Source organism: Psychrobacter sp. CX5 (assembly GCF_057621535.2).
On sequence record NZ_CM177735.1, the window covers coordinates 678296 to 695285 of the forward strand.

Here is a 16990-nt window from a genome sequence, read left to right on the forward strand (position 1 = left end):
AATGATGTATTAACCCAAAAACTCAGACTAAAGTATTAGTCTGAGTTTTATTGTAACAAGATAAGATTGCTATTGTCGTAATATCAACTATGCAACCTAGCCGCGTCTTTGACGTTCAGGTTTTGGTGCATTTTCCAATTCTGCTTGGGTAATATAACCGTCGTTATTACTGTCTACTTGTGCAAAATGTCTGCTTAAAGGACCTTTGACTTCACTTTGAGATAGTTTGTTGTCCTTATTGGCATCCATCTTAGCAAATATTTCAGTTGCTGATGGCGGTTGACCATGTCGTTGTCCACCACGCTTCATGTGTCCGCTAGGTTTATTGGCCTCCAATTCTGCTTTGGTAATATAACCGTCGTTATTGCTATCTACTTGCGTAAAATGTCGGCTTAAAGGGCCTTTAACTTCACTTTGTGATAGTTTGTTGTCCTTATTGGCATCCAATTTAGCAAATATCTCAGTAGCTGAAGGCGGTTGACCACGCTCTTGGCCGTTATGGTCGTGCGCCTGGCTTGAAGCGGCATTAGCGCCTGTTGCTGCTGCCAATACTAAGCTTAATGCTAACATTGTCGATTTTACTTTTGACGTCATCATTGTGTTTTTCATTTCAATACCTTTTGATAGTTTAGTTAAAACGTTTAGTGTTAAGTTAAAGATTACGTTTTATCCTTTAACTTGATAACCATCTTAGGTCTAAAATGTGCAACGAATAAGGACGCTATGTAAGCCTATGTTAGGTTAGCTTTCCACATTTATTTAATTTAATAGTTTAATATGCTTACGTTTTAAAGTTTTATCGACATGAGTTAAATATCATGTTTATGCTATCGACATGCTAGTGATGTCATGTTTACGTTTTGCGATTTTATCGACATGAGCTAAATGTCATGTTTATGCAATCGACATATAAGTGGTATCATGTTTAAAATTTCTTCTTTTATAAACATGAGAGATAGACCATGCAAGTTAATACAAACTGGCAGGCTGAAGAACCTTATAATGACTTACCCTACCTACCTCCTAATCATGAACTTGAAACCAAACTCGTTCTAAAACTCTGCATCGAAGCACGCACCGCATTAGCATGCCTCAAACAGGCAGGTAAACTGATACCCAATCAAGCGATGCTTATTAATATTATCCCGATGTTAGAGGCTCAAGGTAGTAGTGAGATTGAGAATATAGTCACTACCAAAGACAAGCTGTTCCAATATGCCTATGATGACAACGTTGCTGATCATGCAACCAAAGAAGCCTTACGTTATCGAACTGCTTTATACGACGGCATAAATGCCATTAAGAACCGACCTCTTACCAGCCTAACTGCCCTTCAAGTTTGCCAAACTATTAAGGGAACAAACCTTAATATTCGCAATAACCATTGTAACGGGGGCACTGTTTTACAAAATAGTTTTGGCGAGGTCATCTATACGCCACCAGACAACCCTAAATCAATACAAGGTTTATTGGATAACTGGGAAACGTTTTTACATAGCGATGATGATTTAGACCCTTTGGTAAAAATGGCCGTCGCTCATTATCAATTTGAGGCGATACACCCCTTTTTCGATGGTAACGGTCGTACAGGTAGAGTAATAAATATTTTATATTTAATCGAAAAACAATTACTCGATTTACCGATATTATATTTAAGCCGATACATCATCAATAACAAAGCAGGTTATTATAATGGGCTAAAGGGTGTCACAGAACGTCAAGACTGGGAGACATGGCTGATTTATATGTTAAACGCAGTCCGAGAAACAAGCGAATGGACGACAGATAAAATATTGGCCATTAAAGAGTTACATGCTAATACCAGTCAGCTGATAAAAGAAAAGGCCAACAACATCTATAGCCATGAATTAGTCAATGTTATATTTGAGATGCCTTATTGTCGAATTAGCAATCTTGTCGATAGAGATATTGCCAAGCGCCAAACTGCCAGTGGTTATCTAAAAACACTAGTAGATATTGGAATATTAACAGATAAAAAGGTAGGTAAAGAGAAGCTCTTTATTAATCAAAATCTAATGAACTTATTGCATAGTGATGAGTTAATTCGCTAACTCGTTGCATGAATTATAACTATCTTAAATACTATAATTATCTTGAATATAGTGGTCGCAGGTTCAAATCCTGCCGTTCCGACCAAATTTTTTAAGAAGTCAGTAATCCTGTTTGGGATTCCCTGGCTTTTTTTATGCGTTGCTTTTTTTATGCGTTGCACATACAGTTTTCATTCCCTTTACTAAGATGTTTTTACTGTCTCAAACTCATTTTTAATATAAAATGACTGACTATTACTATAAAAACAACTTGTTATTAAGGTTATCAAAACCCAAGGTCATTATGTCAGAAAACCCACAACCAATCCAAAATGCGATAAAAACATCATTAAATCCTGACAATGCGGATAGAACGGACACCGCTACCCTACTCATTAAATGCCGAGATAAGGCAGGTATCGTGCAAGCTGTGTCAGAATTTATTCATCGCTATGGCGCAAATATCATTACGCTAGATCAATACTCTACGGCACATGAAGGCGGTCAATACTTTATGCGTCTGGAGTTTGCATTAGCAGGACTCAGCGAAATCATTGATAACTTTGAAGCCAGCTTTGCTCATACGGTTGCTAGACGTTATGATATGGACTGGCGATTGCATGACAATGCTATCAAAACCAAAGTCGGTATTTTGGTGTCTAAGTTTGACCATGCATTGCTAGATCTATTGTGGCGTCATCAACGAGGATTGTTAGACTGTGATATTACTTGCGTAGTGAGTAATCACAATGACTTACGTCAAGCGGTTGAGAACTTTGGTATTGAGTTTTATCACGTTCCAGTAACCAAAGACAATAAAGCAGAGGCTGAAGCAGACATTCATGAAATCATGGCGGGCAATGATTTGTTGGTGCTAGCCCGCTATATGCAGATTTTGTCAGAAGACTTTGTCAATCGCTGGCCGATGAAGATTATCAATATTCATCACTCTTTCTTACCCGCGTTCGTTGGTGCTGACCCGTATCGTCAGGCGTTTGATAAGGGGGTAAAACTGATTGGAGCCACGGCTCATTATGTGACCGCTGAATTAGACCAAGGCCCTATTATCGAGCAAGATGTACACCGAGTCACCCACCGTCAAGGGGTCACTGAACTGCGTGCCATTGGCCGTGATGTCGAGCGCAATGTATTAGCACGGGCGGTGAATTGGCATGTACAAAACCGAGTGATTGTCTCTGGTAATAAGACAGTAGTGTTTAGTTAAGATAAATTCTAATCGTTGCCAATAAGGGAAAAGTATATGAGTTATATGGGTAAAAAGGAAATTTTTACTATTGCATTAGGTTCAGTGATCGGTTGGGGTGCGTTTATTCTTCCCGGCAATGTATTCCTCCCCAACTATGGGGTGCTTAATACCTTAATTGGTTTTATGATTGCCATCATCATGCTGGTATTTATCGAAAACAGCTATTCAAAAGTGATGACCAAAGTTCCTGAGTCTGGCGGTGAATATAGTTTTGCCACCACATTACTGGGTAAAAAATCAGGGTTTATTACTGGTTGGGGATTATTGCTTGCATACCTTTCGATTATCCCACTTAACGCTACTGCTGTACCCATGGTATTGGATGCAGTCTTTCCCTTTTACAATAAAGGCCAATTTCTCTATTCCGTCTCCGGCTACCCCGTCTATTTAAATGACATTCTAGTATCTATCAGCATTATTGTTTTATTTACTTTTATTAATATTAAGGGAATTAAAGGGGCGCTTAAAACCCAAAACCTGCTGGTATTCGCATTAATTGGCTCGCTATTATTAATCTGTTTCATTGCGATGTTCAATATCGGAAGCACTCAGATGCAAAGCTTAGACTCTAATTGGGGGGAGCTAAACACCTCATCAATTGTACGGATTATCGCCTTTGCACCTTGGGCATTTATCGGCTTTGATGCGGTTGCACAGATGTCTGGTGACCATAATTTATCTTCAAAATCCGTCTCTAGAATTACCATGCTAGCGATAGTTATTGGTGCAGTGATTTACAATGTGTTAAATGTAGTAACCGCGCTAGGCATCCCCAGTGATGCGCTTACTGACTCTGCATGGGCGACTGGCGAAGCGGTTAAAAATTTAGTAGGCAAAGGGATTTTCTATTTCTTGGCAATTGCTATGTTTGGCGCTGTGGTTTCCGGGTTAAATGGTTTCTTTATTAGCTCAAGCCGACTGGTAGATACAATGAGTGATGATTACAGTGTGGGTAAACGTGAGGGTGCTTTAAAGACAGGTAATGGCACTATTCCAAGATGGGTCATCTACTTTATCGGGGCGTGCGCTATCATTGTGCCCTTCTTTGGTCGTACTGCCCTACTTTGGTTTGTTGACTTGTCGTCGATCGGTGCCTCTGTCGCATACTTTATGACGTGTTTGTGTGCTTATAAGATTGCAGAGGGTCGTAAGGACGTTATCATAAGTTGCCTTGGTATGCTGGTATCGGCAGCATTCTTAGTGTTTCTACTAACCCCTATATTTCATTCAAACATCTCCTTACCATCCTACTTTAGTTTAGCATTTTGGATTGCTTTAGGGTTTGTGGTGTTTATGTACATTAGAAATAGGAAGCAGTTGATTTAAGCTATTGTTAAAGCGTGAATAAGTGCTTTTATATAATAAGCTATCGTCGTAATAACATTGACGAACTCGGTGTCAAACTTGTCGACCCTTCTATCTGTCGCGTTTGCACCCGTCCTTCTCGATAGGTTAATGTCTAAATTTGGCATAAAAAAGTCAGCCTAATGGCTGACTTTTTAAATCTTTACAGCTATCGTGCAACTAACCACGAACGGCATTACCCCATGTTGGAACGACCATCTTCATTAATGGTTTTAATAGCTTGACGTTACAAGCAAAAATAGAGCCTGTTTCCATGGCTTTAGGGGCACCATTATGATCAACAACTACTCCACGCGCCTCATTAACGATAAGCTCGCCCGCCGCAATATCCCATGGCTTAAGCTTCATCTCAAAGTAACCATCAAATCGACCAGCTGCCACATATGCTAAGTCTAGGGCAGCAGAGCCGAGACGACGCACTTGGCCACCTTCTTCTGCAATCTTCTGTAACGTAGCAAAGTGCTCTTTAGCATAAGACACCACTTTATCGCCTTCTTGACGTTCCAAAGGATGACCCGTTGTAAACAAGCCTCCCTCAATAGTTTTACGTTGACTAACTTGCAAGCGGCGTTGGTTTAAACGCGCCCCTTTACCACGACTGGCTGAAAACATCTCGTCACGAACTGGGTCATAGATAACTCCGTGTTCAGTCACACCATTGTGCTGTACAGCGATTGAAATACAAAAGTGAGGCACACCATGCACAAAATTATGAGTACCATCTAGAGGATCAATAATCCAGCACCATTCACTGTCGCTACCTTGACCTTCTTGCATACCAAACTCTTCGCCCAAAAAGGAGTGGTTTGGATAATTGTACTTTAATGTCTCAATGGTCAACTCTTCACTAAAGCGGTCTACCTTAGTTACTAGACCTTCTAAACCCTTTGATTCGATATCAAGCTCAATTTTATGACGATTTTGATGCGCTTTAAGAAGTTCAGCGCCGACTTTCTCAGCAGCACGTGCTGCAATGACAACCATTGGTTCCATAATGTTCCTATTTACTTTACGAGATGTATTGAAGTGTCAGTTGGAGGTTTGATTAAATTTACGGCTAAGGGTAGTTGATAATAAAAATCAGCCACCTTGCCTGATGGGTATATGTAGTAGAATGCTCATCATAGATAACTGATGAGTGCTGCTCGTTTATTTAGCTAATATCCATTCTACAATAGAGAGGACATAAGGTGATAAAAGAGCAGCGGTTAATCTATTCTACTTAAGATGTAGCATCTGTTGTAGCTTATCTGTCACGCCAGCGACATCCAAACCACAGTCTGCTAATTGTTCATAATGACTTCCATGAGCAATAAACTCATCGGCAATACCGATATTTTTGATACGTAAATTAGCAGCAACACTTGATGCTTGATTCAGCAGGTATTCATTGACTGCACTGCCCGCACCGCCCATAACCACATGTTCTTCTAAGGTGACGATATAAGTATAACCTTGCTCAATCAGCTGATCTAACAACTCGCTATCGAGCGGCTTAACCCAGCGCATATTGACCACGCTAATCTCAAGGTTGCTATCGTTATTATCTGCTGAGACAAGGTTCTGAGCGGCTTGATGCGCTGTGGCGACCATAGAGCCGAAGCCCAATAAAGCAACTTTGGTTACCTTATCTGCATTGGATTGCTCAGCTGTGTTATTAGAATGATAAACCGCATCTATCACAGCTTTACCCACCGTAAATTGTTGCGCAGGCTTATCTATAGCAACTCCAGGACCTGTGCCCCTTGGGTAGCGGACTGCGGTTACGCCTTCATATTCATAACAAGTATTTAATAATTGATAACACTCGTTTTCATCTTTGGGCGTAGCAATCACTAGATTTGGCACGCAGCGCATATAAGCTAGGTCAAATACGCCAGCATGGGTTGCGCCATCTTCACCGACCAATCCGGCACGGTCGATTGCAAACATCACATCAAGATTTTGTAGTGCTACATCATGAATAAGCTGATCATAACCGCGCTGAAGAAAGGTGGAATAGATAGCGACAATCGGCTTAACCCCTTGGGTTGCCATACCGCCTGCCACAGTCACTGCATGCTGCTCTGCAATCGCCACATCAAAAAAACGTTTCGGGAATTTTTGAGCAAACTCCGTCATGCCTGACCCTTCTTCCATCGCAGGCGTGATTGCCATCAAGTTAGCGTCGGTAGCCGCTTTATCACAAATAAACTCACCAAATACTTGGGAATATTTCTTTTTGTGAATGGGCTCAGCAGATGCCTTATCGGCTTTTTCATATTCTACAGTTGCTTCTGACTGTTTGGGGACTTTACTAATAGCATGGTAGCCAACAGGGTCAGCTTCTGCAGGTACAAAGCCTTTACCTTTGACGGTATGCACATGTACCAGTACCGCGCCTCTCAAGTTTTTGGCGCGCTCCAATACTTGTGTGAGCTTAACCACATCATGCCCATCAAAAGGACCAAAATATTTAAAGCCAATTGCTTTGAATAAGTTGTCTGCAAATAAATCATCTACGATTTTATTAGCAATTTTATCAGGCAGCCCTTCAAGATCGCTTGGGCGTGGTATGGTGCCCTCAGCAAACTGCTTGGCAATTTTCGTAATGATTTTGTTAGGAATGCGCGCTGACCAATCGTTAATAGCACCATTTGCCATATGCACATAATGACGGAAACGCTTGTCTGCACTGTCAATGGTACGCTTAGTTAAAACAGGATTACCTGACTTATCAATATCAATTGCCAGACCGCGCTGCCATAAGACAGCTAGATGCTTCGAGAACCCACCCGTGGCTTGAGAGATTGACATATCATTGTCGTTCAATACGACCATGATATCGGCATCTTGCTGCACCGCATCATTCATGGCTTCAAAGGCCATCCCGCCGGTCATCGCACCATCGCCGATCACACAGGCGACTTTTGATTGCTTGCCTAAATGACGCAGGGCAAGACTCATGCCCAAGCCGGCTGAAATAGAAGTAGAAGAATGTCCAACACCAAAGGTGTCATATTCTGACTCTTGACGTTCTGGAAAAGCAGTTAATCCATCTTTCGAGCGAATGGTCGATATACGATCACGGCGACCGGTTAACACCTTATGTGCGTAGGCTTGATGTCCCACGTCCCAGACCAGCTTGTCATCGGGTGCATTTAATACATAATGCAGAGCAATGGTCAATTCAACCACACCCAAATTTGCACCAAAATGCCCACCGCTTTGACCGGCTGAATACAGTAAGTACTCACGCAGTTCATCTGCTAATGTCAGCAGTTGTTGTTGATTCAGACCCTTTAAATCAGCGGGAGACTCTATCTTATCCAATGTTGGGGTGGCAGGGCGCGATGTTGGAATTTCTGAAAAGTGACGCATGGCTAGGGGTTTAAAAGTTTTGGTAGTTGCATTAGGCACATCAATACGACTGTCTTCAGTGGATGAATCCACTTGTTGCGAGGGCGCAGGCTTGGGCGTAGTTGAGTTTGAAATTTGCTGCATAGACCTTACAAAACCTACTAATCTTAGTGTATAGATGCTACTTATCGGGTTGATAAAACCAACTCGATAGTCTGAGGGCTTATTATTTTGGTAACCCTTATATAAAATCTAAAAACCATCCTATCGAAAAGATCATTGCAAAGGCTACTATTAGTAGGTTATGCAAGTCTGTCAAAGAAAAGATGTTTTAAGAAAAAGGGTTTACCTAAAACCTTAAGCTTAGCATCAATATGAGTGAATATAGATGAAAATAATTTGTCTGTACCTTTAAAACAACCGCTAACTGTCATCATTATTAAATAACTATGTTAAATAACTATGTTAAATGACTATAGTAAATGGCTATTTATCTATAAGATATCAGACCTGTGCATCTTCTGCACCAGAATAAAGCATTTTTTGAGTATTTTTAATGTTTGACAGTTAATATAAGACTAACGCAAATAACGGTATTTAAGCTCTTAAAGGCAATTTTTTATTAAGTTTCTGACGCCTTCATTTAGATAGTGCAAATAAATAATGCTCAGTGACTGTTCATTTTAATTCTGCGTCCGTTCTGTAATAGCCCTATGATGACTTAATATACTTGATATTTAACTATTTGCCGTCATTAATCTATCAGTGATAGGGTATACTTATAATGCTATAAAACCTAACTATAACTAATAAAATTTCGATAATGCACGGTCTGACAGTCGGTTGTACCTTTGTCCCACACGAATCATGCTCGGTTAATAACGGTGTGATTTTTATCAACTTTATCTCAGGCTAAGCCAACACTGTATCGGTATTAAGAATATGGCATAATAGCATTTTTTTTCATTTAACGCTTTATTCATACTTCACCGTATGTGAATTTTCTATGTTTTTAACTCAATCTAATAATATTTAAGGTCATTTGAACCTGATTAGCTTGGTTGTTATAAATTTTGGTTATTATCGATTAAACATATACCCGCTCTGTTTATTTACGTATCTTTATTCACGAATATGACTATTTAGGTCTGCAATGTCTCAACTCACAAATAAAAATACTTCTCAATCGCCATTTCGCTTCATTAGTAAAGCAAAACTTCCCACCGCTCATGGCGACTTTGATATCCATGTTTTCGAAAACGATGACGGACAGGAGCATGTCATGCTGACCTGTGGTTTACCAATCGTTGCTGACACTAATAGGGTTGTGGAGATAGAAGGCAGAGATACTGATAACAAACTGACAAAAGCACCTTTGGTTCGCATTCACTCCGAGTGCCTGACAGGTGATGCTTTTTCATCGCTTAAATGCGACTGCGGACCCCAATTAAACGCCACGATGCAAGCGATACAGGCCGAAGGATGTGGCGCTATTTTATATTTACGTCAAGAAGGACGCGGAATTGGATTGACCAATAAAATTCGCGCCTATGCCCTGCAGGATCAAGGTCATGACACTTTGGATGCAAACCTATTATTAGGCTTGCCTGCCGACGCTCGCACCTATGAGATGTGTAAGCCTATGCTTGAACATGTCGGTATTACGAAGCTGCGATTAATGACCAATAATCCAAACAAGCTCAACTACCTTGAAGAGTTAGGCTTTGACATTGTAGAGCGCATTCCTTTAGTGGTTGGTTTAAACCCCTTTAATGCCGATTATCTAACCACTAAAAGAGAACGAATGGGCCATCATTTGGCGACAGATCTGACGTCCCAAACCTACCTACCAACACATGACTTAGACTATGACAAGCATAAACAGTAATTCAACCGCGAGTGATATGACTCAAACTAGACATCCTGACGTGCAAGACATCCATCGAGTTCGAGAATGGTTATTGCAGTTGCAAGCAGATATATGCCAAGCGCTAGAACAGCAAGAGGCCGACGGTGGTGGCTCTGCAACCTTTACCCCTGATGACTGGAATCGTCCTGAAGGTGGTGGTGGTCGCTCCTGTGTGATGGCTGACGGTGAGGTTATTGAAAAAGCGGGAGTGATGTTTAGTCATATTCATATCAACAACTTACCGGCGACTGCTACCGCCCGCCATCCAGATATTGCAGGTAGAAAAGCACAAGCATTGGGCGTCTCATTGGTGGTTCATCCTCGCAATCCTCATGTGCCAACCAGTCACGCCAATGTCCGATTGTTCGTCGCTGAAAAAGAAGGTGAAGCCCCTATTTGGTGGTTCGGCGGAGGCTTTGATTTGACGCCCTTCTACCCTGTTTTAGAAGACTGTGTCCATTGGCACCAAGTGTGTCATGACTTATGTGCGCCCTTTGGCGATACGGTCTATCCAGATTTTAAAAAATGGTGTGATGATTACTTCTATCTTCGCCACCGTAATGAACAGCGCGGCGTTGGCGGATTATTTTATGATGATGTGAACACCGAAAGTCGAGGCTGGGACTTTGAAACCTGTTTTAAATTTATGCAGGCAGTTGGTCAAGGCTATTTGGAGGGGATAATTCCAATTTTTGAAAAGCGTAAACATACACCAGTCACTGAGCAACAACGCGATTTTCAATTATATCGCCGTGGTCGCTATGTTGAGTATAATTTAGTGTATGACCGAGGTACCTTGTTTGGTTTGCAGAGTAATGGACGTATTGAGTCGATCTTGGTTAGCCTACCGCCATTAACCGGTTGGCAATATCGCTATGAGCCAGAAATAGGTACGCCAGAGTATGAGCTTACGGACTTTTATTTAAAGCCACAAGACTGGCTAAACTTGGGATAAGTCTAAAAAACGTTTAAATTATGCGCTCTTCCTTTTTTGATTACTATTTACCTTTTTGATGACTATTTCCCTTTTTGATTACTATTTGGATATTATTTACAACCTTTTCGATATGTGACATCAAAAAGGATATGCTAGAATTATTTAAGAGTACTACTAGGGCGTGTCCTTATTTTTATCACCATTTCCAAAATGAGGACACGCCCTAGACTTTTATAAATCCCCATTAAAATGTAAAAGGAATTAGCCATGCAACTAAAATCATTATTGCTAGCCACTATCTTGCCATTAAGTCTTACTCTTGTTGCCTGTAATGGTGGCACAGCGACTCAAAGCGATGCTGTCAAGGCACGTACTGACTCGATGAAAAACTGGAAAGACGCCACCGGTGTGATGAAGAAAATGGTTGAAGCGCCAGAGACTTTTGATGCTGAAAAATTCAAAGAAGAAGCCAATTTTTTAGCAGAAGATGCTACGAAACCTTGGCAGCATTTTAGTGATGAAAACGATGTTGGTGGTGCAAAACCTGACGTTTGGTCTAATTCAGAAGGGTTTAGAGCGGCGGCTGAAGATTTTGAGCAAGCAACTGCTGAGCTCCAAGCGGCTGCCCGAAATGCAACCTCTGCCGATGACGTGATGCCTGCATTCGCACAGGTCGGTGAAAGCTGTAAGTCTTGTCACAAAGAATTTAAAGCGCCAAATGATTAATACAGTCAGCGAACTACTAAACGGTTACAGTGTTAACCTCGTTAAGCCTACTCCAGTAGCACTTGCACTCGGTTGCCTTGTAACCATTTTAGACTTCTCTGACTATATTCTTGATAGTTAATGAATGAAGTAGTGAGTTCATTAACAATTAAATCCATATCGTTGTTTTCAAATAACATAAAAGCCCTAAACCTATTTCAAATAGTTTAGGGCTTTTTTAAACCTGTCTAATCCGTTCTAATCCGTTTGTTTAGATGACTGATTCATAAACTTGGACGATTTAATAAAAAGATTCTTTAATAAAAAGATTCTTTAATAAAAAGATTCTTTAATAAAAATAAGTCTTAAATCAACATCTGGTTAGCTGTTGTTATTTCTTAATGGATAACTGTCATCCAGAATCTCATCTTTTTTAGCGGTTTGATTTTTCATAATGTGATCGGCAAGTACTTGAGCCGAGCCATCACTAAAGTCGAGCGTGCGTATTGGGAATGGAATATTGATATCAGCTGCGTCAAGATGATCTTTGACCTCAACGATTACTTCGTGAATCGAGGCCACCTTATTTGCTTGAGTCCCGTTGTCAATATACCACCGAACTTTTAAATCAATACTGGAGCTTCCAAATTCAGAAGCCACTACTGAGGGTTCTGCCAGCTTGGATACCGTTTCCGCACTCTTTAAGGCTTTGAGTATCGCTTCTTTGGCTGCCCGTATATCATCGTTATACCCTATCCCAACCGTAATCTCTAAGCGGCGACGTTTATAAGCCGTGTTAACGGTCAATGCGCCAGTATAAAGCTGGGAGTTTGGAATAACTACCTGACGACCATCATAAGTACGAATTGTGGTTGCCCGTACCTTAATATCTTCTACCGTGCCTTCATAATCTCCTGAGATAATTTGATCGCCAATACGAAATGGCTCCGACAATAATAATAGAATCCCTGACAATAGATTTTGAAAAATATCCTTGAAGGCAAAGCCTATGGCCACTGACCCTATCCCTAGCGCGCCAACTAATTTAGCGGGCGTAAAACCAGGAATAGCAATGACCATAGCGATCATAAAGCCCACAAATAATATTAAGGCGCCGCCTATGCGCTCAAATACTCGAACCAAATTGCGATGGGTATGACTCTTGACCAGTACCTTCCCAATGACCCCTTTAAAGACCTTGGACAATAACCAGAAAACTAAAAGTACTACTAGAGCAACAACAAAGTAAGGTACTCTCGCCATAAAGTCTCCAAACATCCCGTTTGCAGACGACGCTATGGTTTGATATTCGACTATCTTCTCGCTTACTTTTTCTGACACACCCACTTCAGGCATTCCCACATCCTTTTTAAACTATGTTGGCTAAATTCTAACCTTTAATTTTTATAGTATCAAATTGAGCACCTAATTGTGCTGTTTAAACATCCTCTATAACGATAAATACCCTTTATAAAAAAGCACTTGGTTTGTCCTATTAAAAACCAAGTGCTAAACGCAATCACTGATAGTAATGACTGATAGCCAGCTTAACAATGACGTATTAGCAATCACTCAATAATGAACCCATTTAATAAAGACTCAACAAACACTCAAGTAATCACTCAAAAAGACATTTAAGCAGTTGTCATTCAAACACAATCACTAGCTCATCAATCATTAGCTCATAAGGTCGGCTTGTACGATTTCGATCCAGTACCCATCCACATCTTTGATAAAGGCAATATTTTTCATCTTGCCGTCTTCTGGACGTTTTTGGAACTCAACTTTATTGCGATCAAACCAAGCGATCGCCTCTTCTAAGTTTGGCACACTAAAACAAATATGCCCAAAGCCTTGTGGCTCTGAATTGCCATTGTGATAGCTAAAGTCTGCGTTGTCTTCGGTACCATAGTTATGCGTTAGCTCTAAGATACCGCGTTGACGAAAGGTGTAGATAGCCAAATCCTCATCAGCTGGTAAATTTGCCCGTTCTTCATCCGTTAGTTTGGCTAAAAAATAAAGATCAAATGCCATGTCGGGAAATTTTTTGATGGTTAATAGCGTCATGCCTAAGATACCGGTATAAAACGCTAAAGACGCTTTAGGGTCTTTTATGCGTAGCATGGTATGGTTAAAGGTAAAACCAGAAGTGGCGGTAGCGATCGGCTGAACGCCCTCAACTTTTAATGAGGATTGGGGTTGCTCAATACTATTGATAGACATAATAATTTCCTGTTGGAGTCATTGCTAGAGTCATGGTTAAATAAAAGAGCGACTTCGTTAACCTAACTAAACCTACTAGGGTAGGTCTTGCACTCGGTTACTTTGTCTCTGATTTAGTCTCTGATTTAGTCTCTCATTAAGTTGCCGATTAGTTGTCAATGATGATACTTTATATTGGTTTACTCAAGTGAAGAGATATCTAGGGCTTATTAGATTTGATATCGTTAATCGGCTAAAAATTCAACCTTACCGGTAGTCAAGTCATATTCTGCCCCGACTATTAAAAGCTCGCCACTACGATGCATGTCTTCTAAAAGTCTTGAACCATGCTTAAGCTGACTGACTGACATACGCACATTGGCACTGATTGAACGATCTATCAGCTCTTGGGCATCAATGTCTGCGCCCGTGGCAGTCGCTAACTCGTGTAAGTTATAAACACTGGGTCGAATCCGATCGACGATAGACTGTAAATTAGGGGTGTAGTTTTGTTCTGGATTTATCAAGGCTTCTACACAAGCAGTCACTGCGCCACAATGCGAGTGCCCCAATACCACTACCAAACGCGTACCGAACTTCTCTACCGCAAACTCTACTGAACCAATTTGGGACGGCGCTACCACATTGCCTGCGACTCGAATCACGAATAAATCGCCTAACCCTTGATCAAACACAATCTCAACTGGCACGCGGGCATCAGAACAGCCTAAGATAATGGCAAAAGGATCTTGTTCGGCTACCAACTCAGGACGATTTTGCATCATCTGCTCGGTTTCGCTTAGACTTTTGACATACCGAGCGTTTCCTTGCTCTAACAGTTTTAGGGCGTCATCGCCAGTTTTGGGACGGTTTGATTCAGATTTTGAGGTCATAGTTTGGGTCTCATCTTCAAAGGGCATTAACTTTCATGACATTAGCATTAGGGCTATATCTTTAGAACCATATATTTAAAGTCTATAGATATTAAAGGGCTATAGGTCTTAAAAATCTATAGCCAGTAGATTTTATCATAACCACATGATGATGACGCTCGCTATTAAAATTTGACTGACTATCTATAACACAATCACCACAGAGGCAAAGCTCTGTACAAAAGAACGGCTGAGAACTAAACCTTTACCTTTCAGACCTAAATAGTGAGCTTTTATAACACTCATGGATTGGGCTTACGTACGGCATTTTAGCCCTGACAGGAGCGGTATACTGCCAGTTTGGGCGGGTTGCGGGGTCTAGGTTTTGAGCGGGTGTCGAGGCAACAGCAACCACTCAAACCGTGTCCCCGCCCCGCCTAGACTGGTAGATATAGCGGATGGCAGGATTGGCTCCTTAAGCTATCTTTATGTTCTGTATTTTATTTTTATCACACTTTTATCTTATAGGACTAACATCAAAAAAGCCCTCACAAAGAGGGCTTAGTAATACTTCTAATTGAATACGCTACACGTCAAGGAAGTCTAGAATGCCTTTGGCGGCTTCACGTCCTTCCCATATAGCTGTCACCACTAAGTCGGAACCACGCACCATATCGCCACCGGCAAACACTTTGGGGTTGCTGGTTTGGAACTTATATGGTTGCTCTTCTGGCGCAAGTACACGGCCCGATTCGTCCATGCTAATTTGACTATCGCCGAACCAGTTTGCCGGACTTGGACGGAAACCAAAAGCCATAATGACTGCATCACAGTCAATAATCTCTTCTGAGTTTGGAATTGGCTCAGGGCGCTGACGACCACGATTATCAGGCTTACCCAGCTGAGTGGTCACTACTTTTACGCCAGTGACTTTGCCATTTAGGCCGATAATTTCGGTAGGTTGACGGTTGAATAAAAACTCAACCCCCTCCTCTTTGGCATTTTTAACTTCGCGTAGTGAGCCGGGCATATTCAATTCATCACGGCGGTACGCACAAACCACGCGCTCTGCTCCTTGACGAATGGCCGTACGGTTACAGTCCATGGCGGTATCACCACCACCGAGCACCACGACCTTTTTATCTTTTAAATTAATATACTCATCGGGATCTTGTTCCCAGTCATTACAGCGATTGACATTGGCAATTAAGTAATCAAGGGCATCATAAACTCCGTCAAGCTCTTCGCCCGGATAGCCGCCACGCATATAGGTGTAGGTTCCCATTCCCATAAAGATGGCGTCATACTCCTCCATCAACTCATCGATAGTGACGTCAGTACCGACTTCAGTGTTGAGTCGAAATTCAATACCCATGCCTTCAAATACGGTACGGCGGTTACGCATCACTTCTTTTTCCATTTTAAACTCTGGAATACCAAAGGTTAGCAGACCCCCAATCTCTGGGCGCTTATCAAAGACAACAGGCTTGACCCCTGCCCGAATTAAGATATCGGCACAACCAAGACCAGCAGGGCCTGCTCCGATAATAGCAACCTTTTTGTCGGTCCATTGCACATCGCTCATATCAGGACGCCATCCTAATGCAAAGGCGGTGTCGTTGATATACTTTTCGACATTACCAATCGTCACTGCCCCAAAACCATCATTGAGCGTACACGCACCTTCACATAGTCTGTCTTGCGGACACACTCGGCCACACACTTCGGGTAAAGTGTTGGTACTGTGGCAGAGCTCTGCCGCTTGGAAAATCTGACCTTCTGTGGCTAGTTTGAGCCAATTGGGAATGTAGTTGTGTACCGGGCATTTCCATTCGCAATAAGGGTTACCACACTCTAAACACCGGTGCGCCTGATGAGCAGCGTGCTGAGAGTCAAAGGGTTTATAAATTTCTACAAACTCAGTTGACCGAGTGACCATGTCTTTTTTCTCAGGCTCACTACGCGGTACATCTAAAAACTGGAAATTGTTATTGATACGCTTCATTAGGGTTTTGTCTCCTTAAGTTGGTATTACGCTTGAAACACAGGGCACTTAAATAGGGTCAGCCTGTTGGTTTCTATCAAGTCGTAAAACCTGCCGCAAGAGGGAATATCCCTCAGTTGGACAAAATATTCTGGGTGTTTTATCAAGTCGCTTATCATTAAAGTCAATGAGTATGACTCATTTAATCAGTATCGTTGAGCTTTTTGTTTGATAGCAGTCGTTTAACCTTACTCGTTCAACAGTACTTATTTAACCTTACGGGCATATCTTGGCAAGCTTATGAAAACTGGCTAAAGATAATCGTGCTTGCTTAAGCCTCTATACCAAATTCTATATAA

At 41.5% G+C, this 16990-nt stretch carries 13 protein-coding genes; 6 read left to right on the top strand and 7 right to left on the bottom strand.

Going from position 1 to position 16990, the window contains the following annotated elements:
• Window positions 1-96: 96 nt before the first annotated feature.
• Window positions 97-609, bottom strand: coding sequence for an EF-hand domain-containing protein (locus tag AC21OG_RS02610; RefSeq protein ID WP_487377289.1), 513 nt, complete (start codon window positions 607-609; stop codon window positions 97-99).
• Between the two features lie 353 nt (window positions 610-962).
• On the opposite strand from AC21OG_RS02610, the gene fic reads away from it, so the two are divergent.
• The 3 genes from fic to AC21OG_RS02625 all read left to right on the top strand — a co-directional run bounded on the left by fic (window position 963) and on the right by AC21OG_RS02625 (window position 4644).
• Complete coding sequence (fic, locus tag AC21OG_RS02615) at window positions 963-2072, top strand: protein adenylyltransferase Fic (RefSeq protein ID WP_487377287.1); 1110 nt, start codon at window positions 963-965, stop codon at window positions 2070-2072.
• 283 nt (window positions 2073-2355) lie between these two features.
• Window positions 2356-3276, top strand: coding sequence for a formyltetrahydrofolate deformylase (purU, locus tag AC21OG_RS02620; RefSeq protein WP_487377286.1), 921 nt, complete (start codon window positions 2356-2358; stop codon window positions 3274-3276).
• Window positions 3277-3312: 36 nt separating this feature from the next.
• Window positions 3313-4644 carry an APC family permease gene (locus tag AC21OG_RS02625; protein WP_487377285.1) on the top strand — a complete coding sequence of 444 codons (1332 nt, stop codon included), beginning with the start codon at window positions 3313-3315 and terminating at the stop codon, window positions 4642-4644.
• 198 nt (window positions 4645-4842) lie between these two features.
• On the opposite strand, the gene AC21OG_RS02630 is transcribed toward AC21OG_RS02625, so the two are convergent.
• Entirely contained in the window at window positions 4843-5676 is an 834-nt protein-coding gene (locus AC21OG_RS02630) for an inositol monophosphatase family protein (protein WP_486546030.1), read from the bottom strand.
• Between the two features lie 225 nt (window positions 5677-5901).
• A complete protein-coding gene (locus AC21OG_RS02635) occupies window positions 5902-8166 on the bottom strand; it encodes a 1-deoxy-D-xylulose-5-phosphate synthase (RefSeq protein ID WP_487377284.1) in 2265 nt (754 codons plus the stop codon).
• 1009 nt (window positions 8167-9175) lie between these two features.
• Here AC21OG_RS02635 and ribA point away from each other — a divergent pair.
• The 3 genes from ribA (at window position 9176) to AC21OG_RS02650 (ending at window position 11594) form a co-directional block, all read left to right on the top strand.
• Complete coding sequence (ribA, locus tag AC21OG_RS02640; protein ID WP_487377283.1) at window positions 9176-9910, top strand: GTP cyclohydrolase II; 735 nt, start codon at window positions 9176-9178, stop codon at window positions 9908-9910.
• 16 nt (window positions 9911-9926) lie between these two features.
• Complete coding sequence (gene hemF, locus AC21OG_RS02645; RefSeq protein WP_487377282.1) at window positions 9927-10886, top strand: oxygen-dependent coproporphyrinogen oxidase; 960 nt, start codon at window positions 9927-9929, stop codon at window positions 10884-10886.
• A gap of 249 nt (window positions 10887-11135) precedes the next feature.
• On the top strand, window positions 11136-11594 hold the full coding sequence (locus AC21OG_RS02650) for a c-type cytochrome (protein ID WP_487377281.1): 459 nt from the start codon (window positions 11136-11138) through the stop codon (window positions 11592-11594).
• A gap of 360 nt (window positions 11595-11954) precedes the next feature.
• On the opposite strand, the gene AC21OG_RS02655 is transcribed toward AC21OG_RS02650, so the two are convergent.
• The 4 genes from AC21OG_RS02655 to AC21OG_RS02670 all read right to left on the bottom strand — a co-directional run bounded on the left by AC21OG_RS02655 (window position 11955) and on the right by AC21OG_RS02670 (window position 16652).
• On the bottom strand, window positions 11955-12929 hold the full coding sequence (locus AC21OG_RS02655) for a mechanosensitive ion channel family protein (RefSeq protein WP_487377280.1): 975 nt from the start codon (window positions 12927-12929) through the stop codon (window positions 11955-11957).
• Between the two features lie 321 nt (window positions 12930-13250).
• Complete coding sequence (gene gloA, locus AC21OG_RS02660; protein ID WP_486546039.1) at window positions 13251-13796, bottom strand: lactoylglutathione lyase; 546 nt, start codon at window positions 13794-13796, stop codon at window positions 13251-13253.
• Window positions 13797-14020: 224 nt separating this feature from the next.
• Window positions 14021-14668: a carbonic anhydrase gene (locus AC21OG_RS02665; RefSeq protein WP_486546041.1), complete on the bottom strand. Its 648-nt coding sequence runs from the start codon at window positions 14666-14668 to the stop codon at window positions 14021-14023.
• Between the two features lie 565 nt (window positions 14669-15233).
• The gene (locus AC21OG_RS02670) at window positions 15234-16652 is read right to left on the bottom strand and encodes an FAD-dependent oxidoreductase (protein ID WP_487377278.1); all 1419 of its coding nucleotides are present in this window, start codon (window positions 16650-16652) and stop codon (window positions 15234-15236) included.
• Between the last annotated feature and the right edge of the window lie 338 nt (window positions 16653-16990).

Excerpts from the sequence above, each read along its gene's own strand:
- AC21OG_RS02610 (WP_487377289.1), bottom strand. The coding sequence starts at position 609 with ATGAAAAACACAATGATGACGTCAAAAGTAAAATCGACAATGTTAGCA.
- fic (WP_487377287.1), top strand. The coding sequence starts at position 963 with ATGCAAGTTAATACAAACTGGCAGGCTGAAGAACCTTATAATGACTTA.
- purU (WP_487377286.1), top strand. The coding sequence starts at position 2,356 with ATGTCAGAAAACCCACAACCAATCCAAAATGCGATAAAAACATCATTA.
- AC21OG_RS02625 (WP_487377285.1), top strand. The coding sequence starts at position 3,313 with ATGAGTTATATGGGTAAAAAGGAAATTTTTACTATTGCATTAGGTTCA.
- AC21OG_RS02630 (WP_486546030.1), bottom strand. The coding sequence starts at position 5,676 with ATGGAACCAATGGTTGTCATTGCAGCACGTGCTGCTGAGAAAGTCGGC.
- AC21OG_RS02635 (WP_487377284.1), bottom strand. The coding sequence starts at position 8,166 with ATGCAGCAAATTTCAAACTCAACTACGCCCAAGCCTGCGCCCTCGCAA.
- ribA (WP_487377283.1), top strand. The coding sequence starts at position 9,176 with ATGTCTCAACTCACAAATAAAAATACTTCTCAATCGCCATTTCGCTTC.
- hemF (WP_487377282.1), top strand. The coding sequence starts at position 9,927 with ATGACTCAAACTAGACATCCTGACGTGCAAGACATCCATCGAGTTCGA.
- AC21OG_RS02650 (WP_487377281.1), top strand. The coding sequence starts at position 11,136 with ATGCAACTAAAATCATTATTGCTAGCCACTATCTTGCCATTAAGTCTT.
- AC21OG_RS02655 (WP_487377280.1), bottom strand. The coding sequence starts at position 12,929 with ATGCCTGAAGTGGGTGTGTCAGAAAAAGTAAGCGAGAAGATAGTCGAA.
- gloA (WP_486546039.1), bottom strand. The coding sequence starts at position 13,796 with ATGTCTATCAATAGTATTGAGCAACCCCAATCCTCATTAAAAGTTGAG.
- AC21OG_RS02665 (WP_486546041.1), bottom strand. The coding sequence starts at position 14,668 with ATGACCTCAAAATCTGAATCAAACCGTCCCAAAACTGGCGATGACGCC.
- AC21OG_RS02670 (WP_487377278.1), bottom strand. The coding sequence starts at position 16,652 with ATGAAGCGTATCAATAACAATTTCCAGTTTTTAGATGTACCGCGTAGT.